The following is a 20,655-nucleotide window of genomic DNA, read 5'->3' as shown; positions in this document are numbered from 1 at the left end:
AGGGCGCGGGACTGCGTGCGTGTGCGGCTCCGCCGCGCGGGCGCGACCGGCCACGACAGGCCCGCAGTCACCTGCGACCTCTTAAAAAGGCAAGGTCACTTGCCCTTGGCGGCTTCCTTCAGCTTCGAGCCCGCCGACACCTTCACGCTGTAGCCCGCCGGGATCTGAATCGGCTCACCGGTCTGCGGGTTGCGCGCGGTGCGCGCGGCCCGGTGGGTGCGCTCGAAGGTCAGGAAGCCGGGGACGGTGACCTTCTCGTCGCCCTTGGAGACGATGTCGCCGACGACCTCGGCGAACGCGGCCAGCACGGCGTCGGCGTCCTTGCGGGTCACCTCGGCGCGGTCGGCCAGCGCGGCCACCAGCTCACTGCGGTTCATGTTGTTACTCCCGTGTTCTTCTTGCCGTTGAGGCGTGCCACGCGGCGGAGCCGCATGTCGGGCACGGCCAAGCCGATGCTGCCAGGTTCCTCGGTGGGTCCCCGGACCCGGGTCCCTCGTCAGACCCTCGCGCCCAGGGACGCATCCTGCCTCTACCTGCGGCGGTAATGCCAATCCGGCACCCGCAGGAGTCGTGAGAACACCCCAGGGAGTCACACGAAGAGCGCCACGGCCCGGCCGCCACGATAAAGGGCGACCAGGATCTCCGGGTGCCCCGACGCGCCGGTTCCAACCCGCCGTGGTGATCCTCACAGCCCTCCGGGGGCGATTTTCCCTAGGAGGCCGACGCCCCCGCCGCCTTCGCCGCGTCGCGCACCGCGCCGGCGACGGCGCCGGCGACCTTGTCGTTGAAGACGCTGGGGATGATGTAGTTCGGGTTGAGTTCGTCCTCGGTGACCACGTCGGCCAGGGCCTTCGCGGCGGCGAGCATCATCTCGGTGTTGACGGTGCGGGACTGGGCGTCGAGCAGGCCGCGGAAGACGCCCGGGAAGACCAGCACGTTGTTGATCTGGTTGGGGAAGTCGGAGCGGCCGGTGGCGACGACGGCCGCCGTCTGGCGGGCGATCGCCGGGTCGACCTCGGGGTCGGGGTTCGCGAGCGCGAACACGATCGCGCCCTCGGCCATCGCGGACACGTCCGTGCCGTCGAGGACGTTGGGGGCGGAGACGCCGATGAAGACGTCCGCGCCGCGCACGGCCTCCTTCAGGGTGCCGGTGAGGTTCTCGGGGTTGGTGTTGTCGGCGATCCAGCGCAGCGCGGAGCCGGGGGCGGCGTCGACGAGGTCGGCGCGGCCGGCGTGCACGACGCCGTGGATGTCGGCCACCACGGCGTTCTTCACCCCGGCGGCCAGCAGCAGCTTCAGGATGGCCGTGCCCGCCGCGCCGGCCCCGGACATCACCACGCGGATGTTCTCGATGGCCTTGCCGGTGACCCGCAGGGCGTTGGTCAGGGCCGCCAGGACGACGATCGCGGTGCCGTGCTGGTCGTCGTGGAAGACGGGGATGTCCAGGGCCTCGCGCAGCCGGGCCTCGATCTCGAAGCAGCGGGGGGCGGAGATGTCCTCGAGGTTGATGCCGGCGAAGCCGGGGGCGATGGCCTTGACGATCTCGACGATCGCGTCGGTGTCCTGGGTGTCCAGGCACAGCGGCCAGGCGTCGATGCCGGCGAACCGCTTGAACAGGGCCGCCTTGCCCTCCATCACCGGCAGCGCGGCCTTCGGGCCGATGTTGCCCAGGCCCAGCACCGCCGAGCCGTCCGTCACGACCGCAACGGAGTTGCGCTTGATGGTCAGGCGGCGGGCGTCCTCGGGGTTCTCCGCGATCGCCATGCACACCCGGGCCACGCCGGGCGTGTAGACCATGGACAGGTCGTCACGGTTGCGGATGGGATGCTTCGACGCCATCTCGATCTTGCCGCCGAGGTGCATCAGGAACGTACGGTCGGAGACCTTGCCCAGGGTGACGCCCTCGATGCCCCGCAGCTGCTCGACGATCTCGTCGGCGTGCGAGGTGGAGGAGGCCGCGATGGTGACGTCGATGCGGAGCTTCTCGTGGCCGGACGCGGTGACGTCGAGGCCGGTCACCGAGCCCCCGGAGGACTCCACGGCCGTGGTGAGCTGCGATACGGCGGTTCCGCTCGCGGGCACCTCCAGCCGGATCGTCATCGAGTAGGAGACGCTGGGCGCCGTTGCCATGGCCGACTTCCTCACATGCTTTTACCGTGCCGCTGAATATGCCGTCCGATCGTCGCACCTACCCCTGGGTACGCGGTAGCCGCCCTGGATTGCGGACGTTTTGTTCATCGGCACATACCGCATCACGGAAGCATGTTTCCGTCACGTGGAGGCGAGGGGGGCAGCAGAAGAGGCCCACGTCACCGGGGGTGACGCGGGCCTCTCGAACGCCTGAGTGGCACCGACCCGCCATGCTCGCCTCGCGGCAAGTGGTCGCTCGAAGCGACTAAGGTTGGGCCCGGGGGCTTGGATCGGGCCGGTGCCACGTCAAGGCTAACAAACGGATCCGGTGAGGCCATTCCCGCGGCGCAACCCTTTTTTCCGGGCACCCTCAGCCCTTCAGTCCCTCAGTCCCTCAGCAGATCCGGCACCCCGGCCGCGTCGGGCTCGTCGCGGTCCGCCGAGACCACCGTCAGCTGCTGCGTGGCCCGGGTCAGGGCCACGTACAGGACCCGTAGGCCGGCCGGGGACTCGTCGGCGATCTCCGCCGGGGAGACGACGATCGTCGCGTCGTACTCCAGGCCCTTGGCCTCCAGGCTGCCGAGCGCCACCACACGGTCGCCCAGCCCGTCGAGCCAGCGCCGGGCCTCCTCGCGGCGCTGCATGGCCACGACCACGCCGACGGTGCCGTCCACGCGGTCCAGCAGCCGGGCCGCCTCCGCGCGCACGGTCTCGCCCAGCGGACCCCCGGCGACGGAGAAGCGCGGCTCCACTCCGGTGGAGCGGACCGCGCTGGGCGAGGGCGAGCCCGGCATGGCGAGGGCGAGCACCTTCGACGCCAGCTCGGCGATCTCGGCGGGGTTGCGGTAGTTCACGGTGAGCTCGAAGCGGCGGCGCGGACGGCTGCCGAGGGCCTCGTCGCGGGCCTGGGCGGCCTCGTCGGGGTCGGACCAGGAGGACTGGGCCGGGTCGCCCACGATCGTCCAGGTGGCGTGCCTGCCACGGCGGCCGACCATGCGCCACTGCATCGGGGTGAGGTCCTGGGCCTCGTCGACGATGACGTGCGCGTACTCGACGCGCTCCTGGGCGAGCCGCTCGGCCCGCTCGCGCTGGCTCTCCTCGCGCACCGGCATCAGCTCCTCCAGGCCGGTGAGCTGGTCCAGCGGGTCGAGCTCGCGCTTCCTGCGGGGGCGGGCCGGGGCGCCGAGGATCGCCTGGAGCTCGTCGAGCATCGCGATGTCGTGCACGGAGTGGCCCTCCCGCTTCAGCGCGCGGGCGACCTTGCGGACCTCGCCCGGGTTGAGGACGCGCCGGGCCCAGCGGCCCAGGCGCCTCTCGTCCGCCATGGCGTCCAGGACGGCGGCCGGGGTCAGCTCGGGCCACCAGGCGTCGAGGAAGGCGGTGAAGTCGTCCTCGGAGGTGACGTCCTCGTCGAAGGAGGAGCGCAGCTCCGCGGCCAGCTCCGGGTCGGTGTGCCGCTTCCCGGCGCCGGAGCGCTCCCACAGGGCGTCGAGGAGCAGCTTGCGGGCGCGGGGGCGCAGCAGGTTGACCGGGGCGGTGCCGCCGAGGGCGGTGCGGCGGACCTCCGCCAGTTCCCCCGCCTCCAGCTCCAGGCGGCGGCCGAAGGCGACGACCCGCAGCCGCTGCGGTGCGTCGTGTCGCTCCAGCGCGCCGCGCGCGGCCTTCCGCAGCACCTTCAGCATGCGGTAGGAACCCTTGACGCGGGCCACCGACGGGGAGTCGTAGAGCGTGGCCTCGGCGCCGTCGACCAGCGAGCCGATGGCGCGGACGGCGACCTGGCCCTCCTCGCCGAGGGAGGGCAGCACGCCCTCGGTGTAGGCGACGAGGAGCGGGGTGGGCGAGACGATCAGGATGCCGCCCGCGTACCGGCGCCGGTCCTGGTAGAGGAGGTAGGCCGCGCGGTGCAGGGCGACGGCGGTCTTGCCGGTGCCGGGGCCGCCCTCGACGTACGTCACGGAGGCGGCGGGGGCGCGGATCACCAGGTCCTGTTCGGCCTGGATGGACGCCACGATGTCCCGCATGGTGTGCGTACGGGCCTGGCCGAGCGCGGCCATCAGGGCGCCGTCGCCGATCACGGGCAGCTCGCGGCCGTCCAGGGAGGCCGTCAGCTCGGGGCGCATCAGGTCGTCCTCGACGCTTCGGACCAGGCGGCCCTTGGAGCGGATGACGCGGCGGCGCACGACCCGGCCGGGGTCGACCGGGGTGGAGCGGTAGAAGGGGGCGGCGGCCGGCGCCCGCCAGTCGATGACCAGCGGGGCGTAGTCCGCGTCCAGGACGCCGATGCGGCCGATGTGCAGGGTCTCGGCGATGTCGGCGGTGTTGTCGGGGCGCACGGCTCCCTCGGCGGGCTCGACGGCGGTGTACGCGCCGTCGGGGCCCTTCTTGCCGTCCTTGCCGAGCAGCAGGTCGATGCGGCCGAAGAGGAAGTCCTCGTACTCGTTGTTCAGCCGGTTGAGGTGGACGCCGGCCCGGAAGACCTGGGCGTCCCGCTCGGCGAGGGCGCCGGGCGTGCCGACCTGGCCGCGCCGGGCGGCGTCGCGCATGAGGAACTCGGCCTCGTGGATCTTCTCCTCGAGGCGCCGGTACACCCGGTCGAGGTGCTCCTGTTCGACTCGGATCTCCCGGTCGCGAACGGAGTCGTGAACCGGATCGACCGCGGTTTGCTGTTGAGCCTGAACGGCCACCGGGCCCCCTTCTGACGTGCTGGGCAGCCGTCAACCGTACGCGAAGGGGGCCCCGGAAGGCTACGGGGCCGTCCGGCGGATCCCGCCGGGGACGCGGGGCCGGGCACGCACGTCCGCCGCGTCGTCGTCGGTCACCGGCTCCCCCGTCGCGTCGGCTCCCTCCTCCGCCTCGCGGCCGCGCGCACCGGGCCCCGCTCACCGGTGCGGAGCGGGACCGCGGCTTCGCTCCGTCCGGATCCGCCGGGCAGGCCCTATGCGTCGACCTCGACGAGCAGCTCGCCGTCGAAGGTCATGACCTGGAAGTGGTCGATCTCGTTCGGCCGGAAGGCGGCGCCTCCCTGGACGTACAGCGGCTGCCTGGCCTTCTCCGACGTGGCGTCCGGCAGCCCGTAGCCCTCGCCGGGGACCGACCAGGAGTTCACCGTCTCGCGCTCGCCGTTCTTGCCGACGGCGATCAGCGAGCACTTCTGCACGCCCTTGACGTTCTTCAGCTCCGTGACGATCTCGGTGCCCCAGAGCTTCTCCTCCAGGGCCACGGTCGCGGTCACCCGGCTGCCGGGATCGGTCGCCATGATCTTTTCGGAGCTCTTGTCGAACGCCTCCTTCGCCGGGTTGGCCGCGAGGGGCCGGTTGGTGCCGCCCCCGTTCCCGCTCCCGTCGCTCCCGCCGCTGGCCGCCACGGCCACGAACGGGCCGCTGACGATCAGCGCACCGGCGGCGGCCACCATGTAGAAGTTGCGGCGGCGCTTCCTGGCGCGGCGCTCGGCCACCTCGTCGACCAGCTTCTCCACCACGCGCGGGGAGGGCCTGGCGGACAGCGACTCGCCCAGCGCGGGCGTCCCGGTGCCGGGCAGGTCCGCGAGCGCGGCCAGCACCGGCTCCATGCCGGCGAGTTCGTCGAGCTGCTGGGCGCACCACTCGCAGGTCGCGAGGTGCGCCTCGAAAGCGGTCGCTTCGGCGTCGTCGAGGATGCCGAGGGCGTAGGCGCCGACGGTCTCGTGTTCGTTCGGCACCGGTGATCCCTGCATGGGACCAGACATACCCGTGCCACCCTCTCCGTATCCCCCGTATACCCTCGTCACGCCGTCACCCCCCGCTCCTCCAGAGCCAGCTTCATCGACCGCAGGGCGTAGAAGACCCGGGAGCGTACGGTGCCGCTGGGTATGCCGAGTGTCTGCGCCGCCTCATTGACGGTACGCCCCTTGAAGTACGTCTCGACGAGTACCTCCCGGTGGGCCGGGGTCAGGTCGTCGAGCGCGTCCGACAGCGTCATCAGCCACAGCGCCTTGTCGATCTCGTCCTCCGCGGGGATGACCTCCAGCGGCGACGGATCGACCTCCTGCGGCCGGGCCTGCCGGCTGCGGTGGCCGTCGATGACGATGCGCCGGGCGACCGTCACCAGCCAGGGGCGTACCGAACCGGTCGCCCGATTGAGCTGACCGGCGTTCTTCCAGGCACGGATGAGCGTTTCCTGGACGACGTCCTCGGCGCGCTGCCGGTCTCCGGCGACCAGCCGCAGGACGTAGGCCAGCAGAGGGCCGGCGTGCTCGCGGTAGAGCGCACGCATCAGCTCCTCGTCGGGTTCCGAGGGCTGTGAGGACATGCGATGTCGGGCCCTCGCTCCACGTTCTCTGGCCACGGCCGCATCCTTGCGCACGCCCACCTCCGGTGTCCGGGGGATTCCCCGTCGGTCGCTCGACAACCGGTACGGACGGTGGGATGCGGGTGTTCAAAGAGAGGGAGACGGTTTTCCGCGGGGGCGCGTGACGACCGGGACATGAACCCACAATCCCCCCGCCGCTTCTTTACATTTCCGGCACAACGACAGGGGTGTGACACCCATCACACCGCATGGGTGGTGAACGATGGTGTGACCGACGTCACTTCACCACTTCTCCGCGGGCGGCGCACGGAAGGCCCACGAGGGACACCGGAGTTCGGCTAGGCGCGCGCCGGCGCCGCGCGCCGGCGTCGGCGGTGGCGGGCCACGCGCTCCCGGTTGCCGCAGGTCTCGCTGGAGCACCAGCGCCGCCTGCGCCCCCGGGACGTGTCGACGTACACGATCGGGCAGTCGTCCCCCTCGCACTGCCGCAGGCTCGCGCGTGCGACGGGGTCGGTGAGCAGGTCCACCGCGTCCCGGGCGACGGCCGCGAGCAGCGCCGCGCGGCCGGGCGGGCCGTCGAGGCGGCGCACCAGGGCGCCGTCCTCACCGGGCACCGCGCGGGGCGCCGGGGGCGCCGCGCGGGCCAGTTCGTTCACCCGGGCGAGCGCGAGGTCGTACGAGGGGACGCCGGGCGCCGGCCGGCCGCGCACCAACGGGGCGAGCCACCCGCGCAGTTCGCGGAAGGCCGCCGGCCAGGAGGCGTCGGCGTGGGCGAGCACGGTGCCCGCGGGCACGAGTCCGGAGCCGGTGATCCAGGCGCGCAGCACCTCCACGGAACCGAGCCGTTCCACGGGATGGGTGGTCGCGAGCAGGTCCAGGCAGACCCGCCCGGTGTCGAACCGCAGCTCGTGGGGCGCCGTGACCGTACCCAGTGCCATGTTCCTGCCACCGCCTAGGTTGGCCCCGCGCGTGGGGGCCGGTGAGCGATCCGGGAAGCCGTTCCCCTCCCACAGTGCCTGCCCGCCCCGGCCGCCGGAACCCCTGGGGCCGGTCGTCGGGCCCCCTCTTCCGCTCCGGAGGACCGGGCCGCGCGGTGCCGGGTGCGTGCCCGGGGCGCCCTCCGCTCGCGGCGCCCGGAAAGCGTGCACGGCGTCACGGGACGGACGGGGTCGGCAGGACCCGGTGCCGGCAGCCGCACGGCCGTCCATTCGGCTGTCCGCTCAGCCTTCCCCGTACTTCGACTCCGCCGCCGGGTCCAGGGCGAGGCGGTAGCCGCGCTTGACGACCGTCTGGATCAGCTTCGGGGCGCCCAGGGCGGAGCGCAGGCGGGCCATGGCGGTCTCCACCGCGTGCTCGTCGCGGCCCGCGCCCGGGAGGGCGCGCAGCAGCTCCGCGCGGGAGACCACCCAGCCGGGCCGCCGGGACAGCGCCCGCAGCAGCGACATCCCGGCCGGCGGTACGGGTCTGAGCGCGCCGTCCACCAGGGCCGCGTGCCCCCGGATCTCCACCCGGTGCCCGGCCACGGGCAACGCGCGGGCCCGCGCGGGCAGTTCCCGGCAGAGCAGCTGGACCAGCGGGCCGAGCCGGAAGCGTTCGGGCTGCACCGTGTCGACGCCGCGGGCCTGCAACGGCAGCGCGGTGACCGGACCGACGCAGGCGGACAGCACGTCGTGGCCGAGCGCGGCGAGCAGGTCGTCGAGCAACCCGCGCTCCTGCGCGCGGGACAGCAGGGACGCGGCGGCGGGCGCGCTGGTGAAGGTGACCGCGTCCAGGCTCCGGGCGACGCATCCGTCGATGAGGCGGTCGACGGGGCCGAGGTCCTCCGGCGGCAGCCACCGGTAGACCGGCACCCCCACCACCTCCGCTCCTCCGGCCCGCAGCGACTCCACGAACCCGGGCAGCGGCTCACCGTGCAGCTGCACGGCGATCCGCAGTCCGTCGACGCCCTCCTCCAGGAGCCGGTCGAGCACCTCGGCCAGCGACTCCGACGCCGGCGACCACTCCTCGGTCAGCCCGGCGGCCCGGATCGCGCCCTTCACCTTGGGGCCGCGCGCCAGGATCCGCACCCCGCGCAGCCGCGCCAGCAGGTCCTCGCCCAGCCCCCAGCCGTCGGCGGCCTCCACCCAGCCCCGGAAGCCGATGGCGGTGGTGGCGACCGCGATGTCCGGGGCCTGCCCGATGATGTCCTTGGTGGCGGCCAGCAGTTCGCTGTCGTCGGAGAGCGGCACGATCCGCAGGGCGGGGGCGTGCACCACGGCGGCTCCGCGCCGCTCGAGGAGCGCGCCCAGCTCGTCGGCCCGGCGCGCCGCGGTCACGCCCACGGTGAACCCCGCGAGGGGCCCGTGCTGCGGCGGCTGCTCTTGTTCGTCGTACATGGCTCTCGTCCCGGCTCGAGTCGGCGTACTGCGAGGAGGAGCGGCTCCGCCTCCCCGCCGGACGAGCCTGTCAACGGTGCGTGACAGGCTCGGTTCGGCTTCATGTCACCAGTGTTACGTCACTTCGCGTCATACGTTGGCGTAGCTGAGCTGCGACTTCTCCTCCGGGGCGGTGTCCGTGTCCGTCGGCCGGACCGCCGGGCGGCGAAGGTATACCGCCCAGGTGACCGCGAAGCAGACCGCGTAGCAGGCCAGGAAGGCGACGAACGCGCCGGTGCCGGAGCCGTAGGAGAGGAAGGACTGGCGGAAGGCCAGGTTGATGCCGACCCCGCCGAGCGCGCCCACCGCGCCGATCAGCCCCATGGACGCACCCGACAGCCGCCGCCCGTACGCGGCCGCCGCCTCCCCCGTGAGCCCCTCGGCCCGCGCCTTCGCCTGGAAGATGCCGGGGATCATCTTGTACGTCGACCCGTTGCCGAGGCCGGTCAGCACGAACAGCACCACGAAGGCGACGGTGAACAGCGCCAGCGACTTCTGCATGGAGGCGACGATCAGCACCGCCGTCGCCGCGCCCATGGCGACGAAGTTCCACAGCGTGATCCGCGCGCCGCCGTACCGGTCGGCGAGCGAGCCGCCCACCGGGCGGATCAGGGAGCCGAGCAGCGGTCCGACGAAGGTGACGTACGCGGCCTCGAGCGGCGTGCGGTCGAACTGGTTCTGGAGCACCTGCCCGAAGGCGAAGCTGTAGCCGATGAACGAGCCGAAGGTGCCGATGTAGAGGAAGGACATGATCCAGGTGTGCGCGTCCCGCGCGGCGTCCTTGGCGGCGCCGGTGTCGTTCTTCACCGAGGCGAGGTTGTCCATGTACAGGGCGGCGAGCACGGCGGCGACGACGATCAGCGGGATGTAGACGCCGAGCAGCACCCGCGGTCCGCCGCCCGCGCCGATGATCGCGAGGGCGGCGAGCTGGATCACCGGGACGCCGATGTTGCCGCCGCCGGCGTTCAGTCCGAGCGCCCAGCCCTTCTTGCGCAGGGGGAAGAAGGCGTTGATGTTGGTCATGGAGGAGGCGAAGTTGCCGCCGCCGATCCCGGCCAGCAGGCCGACCAGGAGGAAGGTGGAGAAGGACGTCCCCGGCTCCATCACGGCGAACGCGGCGACGGAGGGCACGAGCAGCAGCGCCGCGCTGATCACCGTCCAGTTCCGCCCGCCGAAGAGGGCGACGGCGAAGGTGTACGGCACCCGGACCACGGCGCCGACCAGCGTGACCATCGACGTCAGCAGGAACTTGTCGGCGGGCGTCAGCCCGTACTCCGGGCCCATGAAGAGCACCAGCACGGACCACATCGTCCAGATCGAGAACCCGATGTGCTCGGACAGCACGGAGAAGAGCAGGTTGCGCCGGGCGATCTTCTCTCCGGTGCGGTTCCAGAAGGTCTCGTCCTCCGGGTCCCACTGCTGGATCCAGCGGCCGCTGCGGGCTGTCATGAGGCCTCCACTGCTCTCCGGGGACGCGGGCGGTGCCGCGAGGGGCTGGTCCCGAAGGTAGGGAGGGGTCGTTTCGTGGCTGTGGCGGGCGGTGACCGGGAGGGAACGTTGCGCTCACCCGGGGCGGGGGCCGGGTGAGAGGTGTCCGGCAGGGGGCGCGGGCGGCGCGGTGAGGTTCAGCGTTGCGGGGGTTGCCCGTAGGGGGTCTGCTGCTGGGCGGGCTGCCCGTACGGGGGCTGGGGCTGGGCGTAGGGATGGGGGGCGGAGGCGGGGGCCTGGGGTGGTGTGCCGTACGGGGCGGGCTGCCCGTACGGCATCGGGGGCTGAGGAGGCTGGTGGCCGTAACCCGGCACGGGTGCCGGTGCCGGCATTCCGGGTGCCTGGGCCCCGTACGGTCCGCCCCCGAATGGACTGCCGTGCTGTCCCGGCATCTGCCCGCCCGGGGGCAGGTAGCGCACCCGGCCCGTCCCGTCCGCCACCGGGGCGAAGCCGGCCGCCTGGAGCCGGGCCGCGAATTTGGCGTTGCGCTTGCGGGTGACGAGGAGACCGATGCCGAAGACGGCCATGAGGGCGAGCCAGATGACGGCCGCGATGACGAAGTCGGAGGACGCGCCGCCCATCCGGAAGGCGACGACCACGCAGCCGAGGGAGACGCCGAGGGCGCCGTAGCCCATCCGCTTCTCGGCGCTCTTGCCGGTGAGGTCGAAGTTGATGCGGGCCTTGAGGAGTTCGAGGGCGTCCGGCACGAGCGGCGGCAGGGACACCCCGTCGTGGGCGTTGGGGTACTGCGCCCGGTTCTGCGCGGCGCGGGTGCGGGCCTGCGGACTGTGATCGGGCACGATCAGCATCCTCAGCTGGCTGTTGTTCCCGCCGCCCTGCCGCACGTCCGCGTACTCGTAGCCGAACTGCTGGGCGACGAAGGCGAGTTTGGCGAGCTTCTTCACGGATGCCATCGCACTGGTGAGCTCGACCGGCTCCCCGCTCGCCATCAGCCGCAGCATCTTCCGCGTCTGCCGCTTGCTCATCCGCCCTCGCCCCCTGGCCACACCGTTCACTTCCGCAACAGGGGCAGTGTGGCACGCCCGCCCACCTCGAACCAGAGCAGCTTCCCGGCTCCCCGCCCCAGCGCACCGTCACCGAGGGCCCAGCCTCCCCAGGAGTCGGCGTACTCCTGCACGAGACGCAGTCCGCGCCCGGACCCGGCGTCGACCGGAGCGAGCGGGACGGAGTCGTCGCCGGCCTCGCCGAACGGTGCGGGAACGTACGGATCGCTGTCCCACACCCCGACCCGCAGCCGGCCGCCGCTCAGCCCCGTGAGCCGCAGGGAGGCGGGCCCCTCGGTGTGCAGGTAGGCGTTGGTGACCAGCTCCGACGTCAGCAACTCCACGACCTCGACGGCGTCCTGCCTGCCGTGCCCGTCGAGCGCGGCCCGCACCGTCATACGTGCGACGCGTACGGCGCGGGGGTCACGGGGGAGGCGAAGGGCGTACGCCCAGGGGTGGGACGGGGCTACGGTGACCATGGTTGGCTCCGGGGAGCTGGAGGGGGCACGAGTTCCGCGCTCACGGCCGCGCCGGGCGGTGGCAGTGCCTCGGTCGGTGCGCTTCCGGCTTACGAGCGCGGCGGATGAGCGATATCGCCACCGTAGGGCCGAGATGGAAGATAAATCTCCCAACTACGGGAGGTTCATCTCTAATTAGCTCGTGTGAGGGACATGAGAGCCGCTTCGCGGCCAGGAAGGACACACCGTGCCGCCCACGAACAATCCCACGCTGCGGCAGCGGAGACTGGGCGCCGAGCTGCGCAAACTCCGTGAGAAGGCGGGGTTCACGGTGACCCGTGCCGCCGAGCACCTCGGCGTCAACCAAGGGCGCGTGAGCATGATCGAGACCGGTCGCAGCCCGGTGAGCGCCGACCTCGTGCGCGGGATGGCGTCCGCCTACGACTGCTCCGACCAGGCTCTGGTCGACGCACTGGCCGCCATGACCGGGCGCCGACGCCGGGGCTGGTGGGACGAGTACCGCGAACACCTGCCCGCCGCACTGGTCGACCTGGCGGAGCTGGAACACCACACGACCGCACTACGCGTCGCCCTGGTGATCCACATTCCGGCGCTGCTGCAGACCACCGATCACGCCCGCGCCCTCTTCCGGACCGTGGTGCCGCCCCTGCGTCAGTACGAGATCGAGCACCGTCTCACGTACCGCATCAAACGGCAGGGCATCCTGCACCGAGAGGATCCGCCCTCCTACTCGGCGATCGTTCACGAGTCGGCGCTCCGCATGGGCTTCGGCGGCCCCTCCGTGTCCCACGGCCAGCTCACGCACCTGCTCGACATGGGCGAGCTGCCCAACGTCACCATCCGGGTGATCCCGTTCGGCACGGCCTACTTCCCGAGCACCGGCCAGTCCTTCGACTACCTCACGGGCGCTGTGCCGCAGCTCGACACGGTCCAGCTGGACACGCACCACGGCGGCTGCGGATTCCTGGACACGGAGGCACAGTTGACCAAGTACCGAGCCGTGCTGGACCACATGACGTCCTGCGCACTCGGTCCCACCGAGTCCCGCGACTTCATCCACGACCTCATCCGAGAAGCCTGAGAAGGAACCCCGTGCACACCATCCGCTGGCGCAAGTCGTCCCACAGCGGCGACAGTTCGAACTGCGTGGAGATAGCCACCACTCCCACCGCCGTCCTCATACGCGACTCGAAGGACGCGTCCGGTCCCCGGCTCGGCCTCTCCCCCACCGCATGGGCCGCCTTCCTCGCCCACCTCACGCAGTGACCGTCGGGCCACCGTCCGACCACGGTGGCCCGGGCGACCGTGACGTCAGCCCCGGCGCGTCCCGCCGCTCGGCCGGGGCCGCTCGCTCTTGCTTCCGTTCGGCCACAGGCGTGGCTTGCGCTTCGCCGCGAGGTCCTCGACCCAGCCGACCGCGAGGACCGCCAGGCCGATGAGCGGCCAGACGAGGGCGAACATCCAGAGGGTGTAGGCGCTGTCCAGGGCCGCCATCGCCCGCTCGCTCTGCATGAAGGGGAGCCGGTAGGCCAGGTCGATGATCGGGACCGTCGCCATGATCAGCAGGTTGTGCCACAGGTAGATGGTGACCGCGCGGTTGTTGGAGAGGGTCACCAGCTTGTCCCACTTGGCCAGCCGGCCGGGGAGTTCCTGCCAGGACGGGGAGTACTGGAGCAGGATCACGACGAAGCCGAACGACCAGGCGGCCTGGGCGAGGGGGATGTCGTTGAGGTCCCAGCCGTCGGGGCCGAGGTGGTTCGAGGCCCACCACAGGCCGAAGGCCATCACCAGCGACGCGCAGGAGACGGAGACGTACCGGGGGATCCGCTTCAGCAGGCCCTCGTGGTGGGCGAAGCCCAGCACCCAGCAGCTGCCGTAGACCGCGAAGTCGGTGACCGCGTTACCCGTCTCGCCGGGAATGGTCACCACGCCCGTGCCGACGATCGCCGTCAGGCCGAGCGGCGCGAGCAGCGTCGGCCAGGGGGCCTTGCGGAACAGCCACAGCAGCAGCGGCGACGCGAGGACGAACCAGAGGTAGGCGCGCAGGTACCACAGGACGCCCGCGGCCTGCACCGCCCAGGTGTCCTCCAGCAGCCCCGACGGGGAGCCCACGTGCCAGGGGTAGGGCGGGGCGCCGATCGGGACGATGTAGTTGAACAGTCCGATCAGGCCCCAGGTGTCACCGTGGTCCGGGTCCTCGGCGGGGTTCCAGCCGTTGACGAACATCATCGTCAGCACGACCGCCGCGAACGCCCACATCGGAGGCAGCAGGCGCCGGACGCGGCTGCGGATCACACCCAGCGCCGGGCGCTTCAGCGAACGCGCCATCAGCGAGCCCGCCAGCGCGAACATCACGCCCATCGACGGGAACAGCACCGTCAGCCAGGCCCAGCCGAAGAGGTGGTACACCACGACGCGGACCAGGGCGATGGAGCGCAGCAGGTCCAGGTACCGGTCCCGGCCCGGCTTCTTGGGCGCCGGGGCGGGCTCGGGCTCGGGCGCCGGCTCGGTCGTGCGCTGCTGCGGGACCGGGTACGGCGTCTCCGGGGCCGTACCCGTGTTCCCCGGGTACGGCGTTCCGTACGGGCCCGTCGGTTCCGGGCTCGTGCCGGTGCCGGTCGTGTATCCGTGGGTCATGCCACGGGCCTCCGATCATCGCTGTGCGGGGCGCGCTGGCCCGGCACCGTTCCGGCGACGGGCGCCTCGACCACGCCGGTGCGCCGCAGCTTCTGCCAGCGCAGGCGGCCGCCGGTGAGCGCGGTGATCCAGGACTGGAGCAGCACGACGTACATGAGCTGGCGGTAGAGGATCTGCTGCAGCGGCAGCGAGATCAGGTGGGTCATGCGTTCACGGTCGAGGCGGAAGGCGAAGGCCGCGCAGACCGCCTGGATGGCGAGGACGCCCAGCCACGCCGTGATCGTCTTCTGGGTCGGGCCGAAGACGATGCCGTAGAGCAGGAAGACGTCGATCAGCGGGGCCAGCAGCGGGGCCACGATCATGAACAGGGAGACGAAGGGCAGGCCGATGCGGCCGAAGCGGCCGGAGGGGCCCTTGTCGATCACCGCGCGGCGGTGCTTCCAGATGGCCTGCATGGTGCCGTACGACCAGCGGTAGCGCTGCGACCACAGCTGCTGGACGGACTCCGGGGCCTCGGTCCAGGCGCGGGCGTTCTCGGCGTAGACCACGCGCCAGCCGGCGCGGTGCAGCGCCATGGTGACGTCGGTGTCCTCGGCGAGGGTGTCGTCGCTCATGCCGCCGATGGGCTCCAGGGCGGAGCGGCGGAAGGCGCCGACCGCGCCGGGGATGGTCGGCATGCAGCCGAGGATGTCGTACATCCGGCGGTCCAGGTTGAAGCCCATCACGTACTCGATGTGCTGCCAGGCGCCGATGAGGCTGTCCTTGTTGCCGACCTTGGCGTTGCCCGCCACCGCGCCGACCCGGGGGTCGCCGAAGGGCTGGACGAGTTCGCGGACGGTGGACGGCTCGAAGACGGTGTCGCCGTCCATCATCACGACGATGTCGTACCGGGCGTTGGCCAGGCCCCGGTTGAGCGCGGCCGGCTTGCCCGCGTTGAGCTGGCGGATCACCCGGACGTTGGGCAGGCCCATCGCCTCGACGATGCGGGCGGTGCCGTCGGTGGAACCGTCGTCGATGACGAGGACCTCGATCGGGTGCTCACTCGCCATCAGGGAGTTGACGGTGTTCTCGATGCACTTGGCCTCGTTGTACGCCGGCACCAGCACCGTCACCGGTTCGGTGACCGGCGGGCCCCAGCGGAAGTTCCTGCGGCGGACGCGGCGGGCGTGGACACCGGAGAGGAGCAGCATCAGCACGAAGCGGGCGATGACCAGGGTGCCGATGATCGCGAGGCCGACCACCAGGACGCCGGTGATGTTCTCGGAGGCCTGGACCAGGAAGATCCACGCCTTGCCCTTCCAGAGTTCGGCGCCGGTGACCGGGCTGTGCGCGCTGGGCGCGTCCAGGGCCTCGGTGAGGTTGTCGAACTCGTAGCCCTTGTCCTTGAGACCGGGCAGGAACCTGTCGAGCGCCTCGACGGTCTGGCTGCGGTCGCCGCCGGAGTCGTGCATCAGGACGATGGCGCCCTTGCCGCCCTCGGGCGTGGCGCGGCGGATGATCTCGTCGACGCCGGGCCGCTTCCAGTCCTCGCTGTCGGTGTTGTTGACGACGGTGAGGTAGCCGCGGCCGCCGATGTACTGGGCGACCGGCCAGGTCTCGTTGTCCATGGCCTCGGCGTAGGAGGAGTACGGCGGGCGGAAGAGCGAGGTGCGGATGCCGGCCGCGCCGGTGATCGCCAGCTGGTTCTGCGACAGCTCCCAGTCGATGCGCTTGGGGGACTGGAGGGCGAGGTCGGGGTGGTTGAAGGTGTGCAGGCCGATCTCGTGGCCCTCGTCGACCATGCGCTGGACGAGGTCCGGGTAGCGGGAGGCCATGGTGCCGGTGACGAAGAAGACCGCGTGCGCGTCGTGCTTCTTGAGCACGTCGAGCACCTTCGGCGTCCAGGTCGGGTCCGGGCCGTCGTCGAAGGTGAGGACGAGGCGGCGGTCGGGCACGCTCAGGCTCTGGGTCTGTCCGGCGCGGGCGTCGATGACCGGGCCGCCCTCCAGGATCTCCTTGGGCACCTGCGTGGTGGGGGCGGGTTTCTGGATGCGGTGGTCGGCGAGGATCTCGCTGTGCACGTAGCCGCGCAGCATGAGCATGGCCGCCAGGGCGACGAGGACGAGCACGGGGAGCAGCAGGCGCAAGGGCACGCGGCGGCGCGGGGAGCCGCCGCGGGACCGGTGGGCGGCCCTGCGGCGGGGGGAGCGGGATGCCATCAGAGGACGTTCTCCGGGGACGGTGCGGCGGGGGCGGTGGACGGCTCCGGCTGAGCGGCGGAGCCGTCGGCGACGACGACCGGCTGGTCGGCGGGGGCGCCGGCGAGGTCGTCGGTGCCCCCGGCCTCACCTCCGGTGGGGGCGGTCGTCACGGGGTCGGGGGCGGCCTCCGACGCCGGCGGGTCGGCGGGTGCCGTGCTCACGGTGTCGTCCGGGGGCGTGGTGGTGGTGTCGCCGGCACCGCCGGTGGCCGGTTCGACGGTGTTCCGCCGGGTCGCCGTGGGCGCCGGGTCGGCGGCGTCCGGCCGGTCCGCGGTGCCGGCGCCGCCGCCCGTCGCGGGCGCGGTGGCGTCGGGCGCGGGCAGTGTGGGGGCGCCGGTGGTCGGTGTGTCGCCCGGGGCGGGGCCGGTGCCGGCGTCGGGTGTGTCGCCGGTCTCCTCGGGCCGCGGTGTCGTCTCGACCTGGCCGGCGGGCTTGTCCTCCTGGCCGGGGACGGGCATCCAGGGGGCGTCGGAGTTGCCGGACAGCAGCGTGGCGACCATGACGACGGCGTAGCCGGCGCAGGCGAGGCCGACGGCCAGGCCGATGCGGCGGTAGAGCCGGATGCGGCGGCCGGACTCGTCGACGAACACGGGTCCGGCGGCGTCCTGTGCGCCGGCCGCCCGGCGGCCCGGCGCCCGGCGCAGTTCGAGGCCTTCCCCGATCTGCACCGAGTCGAGCTGGACCGTCACCTCGTGCGGGTCGTGGGTGGCCGCGGCGGAGCCGTCGGCCTCCTCCTCCCAGGGGTCACGGACGGGGATGCGGGAGGTCGCCGGGGCGCCGGGGTCCGAGACGGGACGCAGGAACTCGGTCGGGACGCCGGGGTCCGCCGGCGAGCCTCCGGAGACCGGCGGGAGGACGGCCGTCCCGGAGTCGGGCGACGGGTGTCCGTGGGCCGGCGGGGAACCGGCCGCTCCGAGGGCTCCCGAGGGGTGTGCTCCGCCCGGCCGGGAGGAGGGTCCCGCCGGCCGGGCGCCGAGGGCCCCGCCCGGCTGGCGGGGGATGCGCAGGGCGGTGGTGCGCTCGGTGTCCCAGGGGCCGTCCGCCGGGCTCCCGGACGGTGCCGTCCGGGAGCCCGGCGCCGCGGGGCCGCGGGTGCCGCCGTCGCGCGGCTCGGGCCGGGCGGGGGGCTCCGCGCGGTGGGCGGCGTCGGGCAGCGCCTGGGTCCTGTCGTCGCCGGGGAAGGCCCCGGGGCGGGCCCAGCGGTCGTCGAGGGAGCTGGGGCCGAAGCCGGCCCCGCGCGCGCCCGTGCCGGGTCCGGCGGGCTTCTCGTTCAGGGGGAGGACCCTCGTCTCACGCAGGTCCTCGTCCTCGGCGTCCTTCCCGAACGCCGACACGCCCTCGGGTCGTCCCGGTTGGGCGTCTTCTCGCCATTTTTCCACGCGCACGCACTTCCCCCCAAGAGGACATTTCCGGCGCGCGTACGACCCGAGCACTCGCCGGTGGAGCAGGCCCCCACCCGCTCCGAGCGCTCCGTCTATCACACTGTGCTCGGGCACCGAATGTAGCGCACGTGAAGGTCCTGTGTTCCCGGGACAGTCGTTCGTGTCAGTAGTGAGACATCACCGGGCCGCCATCACGACAATATCCCGGTCGGGCAACCACCCCTCGAGCGGCCGCCGCAACCAGCCCTCCTCGGCGGCGACGACGGCCGCCGCCCGCCGAAGAGCGTCCAGAGCGGGATGGACCAGTCCTTTCCGCCACACCAGGGACACGGGGGACAGCGGAACCGGATCCACCAGAGGGCGCAGCACCGTCGAGGGCAGTGGCGGAAAATCGACCACGGTGAGGACCGGCTGGCGCGTCCTGGCCATGATCCGCTGGAACTCCTCCTCCCCGACGGCCAGCGGCGCGGGCGGTGCGAGCGTGATCCCCCGGCCCTCGAACAGCGACCGTGCGAGGTCGGTCCACTCCGGCGTACGGGGATTGCCGGCCCCGGCGTAGACCGTCTCGCCGGCGAGCGCGGCGAGCGGCACCTCGGGCAGGGCGGCCAGCGGATGGTCCTCGGGCAGGACGACCGCCATCGGCTCGTGGCGCACGGGCTGCTGGTCGAGCCCGGCCCGCAGGGCGGGGGCGAGGCCCGCGAACCGTCCGAACGACGCGTCGAGCCGCCCCGCGAGCAGCTCCCCCGCGGCCCCGGTCAGCCCGCTCTCGTAGCGGGCCATCAGTTCGTGTCCGGGGGCGAGCTCGCGGGCGCGGCGCAGTACCCGGCGGGGGGTGTCGAGGCCCGGCGAGTTGAGGTCCACCAGCAGGAGCCGGGCCTGCCCGGCGGCGGCGAGCAGGTCGTCCTGCGCCTGGAGCACCGCGCGGGCGTACGGCAGCAGGCGTTCGCCGTCCGCGGTGAGCGTCACCTGGCGGGTGGTCCGCACGAACAGCTCGTTGCCCAGCTCCCGCTCCAGCCGCCGCACGTCCCTGCTGAGCGCCTGCTGGGCGACGTAGAGACGGGTGGCGGCCCGGGTGAAGTGCAGCTCCTCGGCGACGGTCACGAAGGCGCGCAGCAGGCGGGGGTCGAGGTGGACGGGGGCGGACATGGCGCGAACCTACAACACAGGTGCGTCAATCGGCGCCGGGAAGGTGTTGGACCGGGCACGTGGGCGCGGGCGACGGTGGTGTCATGCCCCGATCGCCCTCCCCCTCCCGGGACACACCCCTGTTCACGGTCACCGCCGACACCCTGGTCGCCGTCGACTTCGGCCCGCGCGGACGGAGCGAGCCCCGCCCGAAGGGCCCGTACCGCCGTCTCCTCGCACTGCCCGGGGCCCGCGCGTTCACGGCCGGCAACCTCATCGCGCGGCTGCCGATGGGCATGTTCAGCGTGAGCGCGGTCGTGATGATCGCCGGGACGCGGGGTTCGTACGCCCTGGCCGGCGCCGTCACCGCGACGGGCCTGGCGGCGACGGCGGTGGTCGCCCCGTGGACCGCGCGCCTGGTGGACCGGTACGGGCAGGCCCGCGTCGCCCTGCCGGCCACGGCGTTCGCCGTGCTCGGCTCCCTCGCGCTGGTGCTCTGCGTGCGGTACGGCGCCCCGGACTGGACCCTGTTCGCCGCCTACGCCGCCACCGCCACCACCCCCAACACCGGCGGGATGTCGCGGGCGCGCTGGGCGCACCTGCTGAAGGGGGACGCCGAGGCCCTGCACACCGCGAACTCCTTCGAGCAGGCCGCGGACGAACTGTGCTTCATGCTCGGCCCGGTGCTCGCGGCCTTCCTGTGCGGGACGTTCTTCCCGGAGGCGGGCACGCTCGTGGGCGCCGTGCTGCTGCCGGCGGGCGTCCTGCTGTTCGCCGCCCAGCGGTCGACCGAGCCGCCGGCCGCCCGGCGCTCCGCCGCGCGGTCGCCGCTGCGGTCGCCCGGCATGCGGCCGCTGCTGGTGGTCTGTCTCGCGACGGGCGCGGTGTTCGGCTCGCTGGAGGTGGTGACCCTCGCGTTCGCGGACGAGCGGGGGCACCGCGCGGCGTCCGGCGCCGTGCTCGCGCTCCAGGCGGCCGGTTCCTGTGCGGCGGGGCTGCTGTACGGGGCGGTGCGGCCGGCGGGGTCCGCGCGGTCCCGGCTGCCGTGGTGCCTGGCCGCGATGGCCGTGCTGATGACCCTGCCGCTGCTCGCGGCCGGGCTCACCGGCTCGCTGGCGCCGCTGGCGGGGGCGCTGCTGGTCGCCGGGATGGCGACCGCGCCCACCATGGTCACCACCATGACCCTGGTCCAGCGGTGCACGCCCGCGGACCGGCTGAACGAGGGCATGACCCTCGCGGTGACCGGGCTGCTCGGCGGGATCGCCTGCGGCAGCGCGGCGGGCGGCTGGACGGTGGAGCACGTCTCGGCGACGGCCGGGTACGGCGTGCCGGTGGCGGCGGCCGCGACCGCCCTTCTCGTGTCCCTCTGCACCCTCGTCCCGTTCGGGTCGTCGAACCGCTTCACCGATTCCCTCCCGACCCATTGACGGTCACGGGTCGCGCACATACCTTCACCCGTCGAAGCGCTT

Annotated in this window: 17 protein-coding genes; 3 read left to right on the top strand and 14 right to left on the bottom strand. The window is 72.8% G+C overall.

The window, feature by feature from the left end; translation table 11 throughout:
* Positions 1-95 precede the first annotated feature (95 nt).
* The 10 genes from ADK41_RS23250 to ADK41_RS23205 form a co-directional block, all read right to left on the bottom strand.
* A complete protein-coding gene (locus ADK41_RS23250) occupies positions 96-377 on the bottom strand; it encodes an HU family DNA-binding protein (protein WP_004987462.1) in 282 nt (93 codons plus the stop codon).
* A gap of 334 nt (positions 378-711) precedes the next feature.
* Positions 712-2,130 (bottom strand): NAD-dependent malic enzyme, encoded by a 1,419-nt coding sequence (locus ADK41_RS23245; RefSeq protein ID WP_030834390.1) that lies wholly within the window; start codon positions 2,128-2,130, stop codon positions 712-714.
* A gap of 386 nt (positions 2,131-2,516) precedes the next feature.
* Positions 2,517-4,814, bottom strand: coding sequence for a HelD family protein (locus ADK41_RS23240; protein ID WP_030834388.1), 2,298 nt, complete (start codon positions 4,812-4,814; stop codon positions 2,517-2,519).
* Between the two features lie 251 nt (positions 4,815-5,065).
* On the bottom strand, positions 5,066-5,827 hold the full coding sequence (locus tag ADK41_RS23235; RefSeq protein ID WP_078662144.1) for an anti-sigma factor family protein: 762 nt from the start codon (positions 5,825-5,827) through the stop codon (positions 5,066-5,068).
* 65 nt (positions 5,828-5,892) lie between these two features.
* Entirely contained in the window at positions 5,893-6,477 is a 585-nt protein-coding gene (locus ADK41_RS23230) for a sigma-70 family RNA polymerase sigma factor (RefSeq protein ID WP_030834383.1), read from the bottom strand.
* 278 nt (positions 6,478-6,755) lie between these two features.
* A complete protein-coding gene (locus ADK41_RS23225) occupies positions 6,756-7,355 on the bottom strand; it encodes a CGNR zinc finger domain-containing protein (protein WP_030834381.1) in 600 nt (199 codons plus the stop codon).
* Between the two features lie 282 nt (positions 7,356-7,637).
* Positions 7,638-8,792 carry a uroporphyrinogen-III synthase gene (locus tag ADK41_RS23220; RefSeq protein ID WP_030834379.1) on the bottom strand — a complete coding sequence of 385 codons (1,155 nt, stop codon included), beginning with the start codon at positions 8,790-8,792 and terminating at the stop codon, positions 7,638-7,640.
* 129 nt (positions 8,793-8,921) lie between these two features.
* Positions 8,922-10,280 (bottom strand): nitrate/nitrite transporter, encoded by a 1,359-nt coding sequence (locus tag ADK41_RS23215; protein ID WP_030834377.1) that lies wholly within the window; start codon positions 10,278-10,280, stop codon positions 8,922-8,924.
* 176 nt (positions 10,281-10,456) lie between these two features.
* Positions 10,457-11,305 carry a membrane protein gene (locus tag ADK41_RS23210; RefSeq protein WP_030834374.1) on the bottom strand — a complete coding sequence of 283 codons (849 nt, stop codon included), beginning with the start codon at positions 11,303-11,305 and terminating at the stop codon, positions 10,457-10,459.
* A 26-nt stretch (positions 11,306-11,331) separates the two neighbouring features.
* The gene (locus ADK41_RS23205; RefSeq protein WP_037805153.1) at positions 11,332-11,802 is read right to left on the bottom strand and encodes an ATP-binding protein; all 471 of its coding nucleotides are present in this window, start codon (positions 11,800-11,802) and stop codon (positions 11,332-11,334) included.
* A 226-nt stretch (positions 11,803-12,028) separates the two neighbouring features.
* Between ADK41_RS23205 and ADK41_RS23200 the strand changes: the two genes are divergently transcribed.
* Both ADK41_RS23200 and ADK41_RS23195 read left to right on the top strand, forming a co-directional pair.
* Positions 12,029-12,883 carry a helix-turn-helix domain-containing protein gene (locus ADK41_RS23200; RefSeq protein WP_030834369.1) on the top strand — a complete coding sequence of 285 codons (855 nt, stop codon included), beginning with the start codon at positions 12,029-12,031 and terminating at the stop codon, positions 12,881-12,883.
* Between the two features lie 11 nt (positions 12,884-12,894).
* On the top strand, positions 12,895-13,068 hold the full coding sequence (locus tag ADK41_RS23195; protein ID WP_078662143.1) for a DUF397 domain-containing protein: 174 nt from the start codon (positions 12,895-12,897) through the stop codon (positions 13,066-13,068).
* 45 nt (positions 13,069-13,113) lie between these two features.
* Here the strand turns inward: ADK41_RS23195 and ADK41_RS23190 are convergent, their stop codons facing one another.
* The 4 genes from ADK41_RS23190 to ADK41_RS23175 all read right to left on the bottom strand — a co-directional run bounded on the left by ADK41_RS23190 (position 13,114) and on the right by ADK41_RS23175 (position 19,207).
* The gene (locus ADK41_RS23190) at positions 13,114-14,439 is read right to left on the bottom strand and encodes an acyltransferase family protein (RefSeq protein WP_030834366.1); all 1,326 of its coding nucleotides are present in this window, start codon (positions 14,437-14,439) and stop codon (positions 13,114-13,116) included.
* Entirely contained in the window at positions 14,436-16,637 is a 2,202-nt protein-coding gene (locus ADK41_RS23185; RefSeq protein ID WP_030834364.1) for a polysaccharide deacetylase family protein, read from the bottom strand. The genes ADK41_RS23190 and ADK41_RS23185 overlap by 4 nt, the downstream gene beginning before the upstream one ends.
* Positions 16,637-18,013: a hypothetical protein gene (locus tag ADK41_RS23180; RefSeq protein WP_106979577.1), complete on the bottom strand. Its 1,377-nt coding sequence runs from the start codon at positions 18,011-18,013 to the stop codon at positions 16,637-16,639. The genes ADK41_RS23185 and ADK41_RS23180 overlap by 1 nt, the downstream gene beginning before the upstream one ends.
* 225 nt (positions 18,014-18,238) lie before the next feature.
* Positions 18,239-19,207 carry a LysR family transcriptional regulator gene (locus tag ADK41_RS23175; protein ID WP_030834359.1) on the bottom strand — a complete coding sequence of 323 codons (969 nt, stop codon included), beginning with the start codon at positions 19,205-19,207 and terminating at the stop codon, positions 18,239-18,241.
* An 83-nt stretch (positions 19,208-19,290) separates the two neighbouring features.
* Here ADK41_RS23175 and ADK41_RS23170 point away from each other — a divergent pair, with 83 nt between their 5' ends.
* Entirely contained in the window at positions 19,291-20,613 is a 1,323-nt protein-coding gene (locus tag ADK41_RS23170) for an MFS transporter (RefSeq protein ID WP_030834356.1), read from the top strand.
* The last annotated feature ends 42 nt before the right edge of the window (positions 20,614-20,655 follow it).

The sequence above is a fragment of the Streptomyces caelestis genome (assembly GCF_001279005.1).
GTDB lineage: Bacteria > Actinomycetota > Actinomycetes > Streptomycetales > Streptomycetaceae > Streptomyces > Streptomyces heliomycini.
The sequence above is the reverse complement of the archived record's forward strand: the minus strand, read 5'-3'. Positions and strand labels throughout refer to the sequence as shown.

Coding starts and splice junctions, on each gene's coding strand:
- ADK41_RS23245 (WP_030834390.1), bottom strand. CDS start 2,130: ATGGCAACGGCGCCCAGCGTCTCCTACTCGATGACGATCCGGCTGGAG.
- ADK41_RS23220 (WP_030834379.1), bottom strand. CDS start 8,792: ATGTACGACGAACAAGAGCAGCCGCCGCAGCACGGGCCCCTCGCGGGG.
- ADK41_RS23170 (WP_030834356.1), top strand. CDS start 19,291: ATGCCCCGATCGCCCTCCCCCTCCCGGGACACACCCCTGTTCACGGTC.
- ADK41_RS23215 (WP_030834377.1), bottom strand. CDS start 10,280: ATGACAGCCCGCAGCGGCCGCTGGATCCAGCAGTGGGACCCGGAGGAC.
- ADK41_RS23175 (WP_030834359.1), bottom strand. CDS start 19,207: ATGTCCGCCCCCGTCCACCTCGACCCCCGCCTGCTGCGCGCCTTCGTG.
- ADK41_RS23190 (WP_030834366.1), bottom strand. CDS start 14,439: ATGACCCACGGATACACGACCGGCACCGGCACGAGCCCGGAACCGACG.
- ADK41_RS23185 (WP_030834364.1), bottom strand. CDS start 16,637: ATGGCATCCCGCTCCCCCCGCCGCAGGGCCGCCCACCGGTCCCGCGGC.
- ADK41_RS23225 (WP_030834381.1), bottom strand. CDS start 7,355: ATGGCACTGGGTACGGTCACGGCGCCCCACGAGCTGCGGTTCGACACC.
- ADK41_RS23205 (WP_037805153.1), bottom strand. CDS start 11,802: ATGGTCACCGTAGCCCCGTCCCACCCCTGGGCGTACGCCCTTCGCCTC.
- ADK41_RS23250 (WP_004987462.1), bottom strand. CDS start 377: ATGAACCGCAGTGAGCTGGTGGCCGCGCTGGCCGACCGCGCCGAGGTG.
- ADK41_RS23210 (WP_030834374.1), bottom strand. CDS start 11,305: ATGAGCAAGCGGCAGACGCGGAAGATGCTGCGGCTGATGGCGAGCGGG.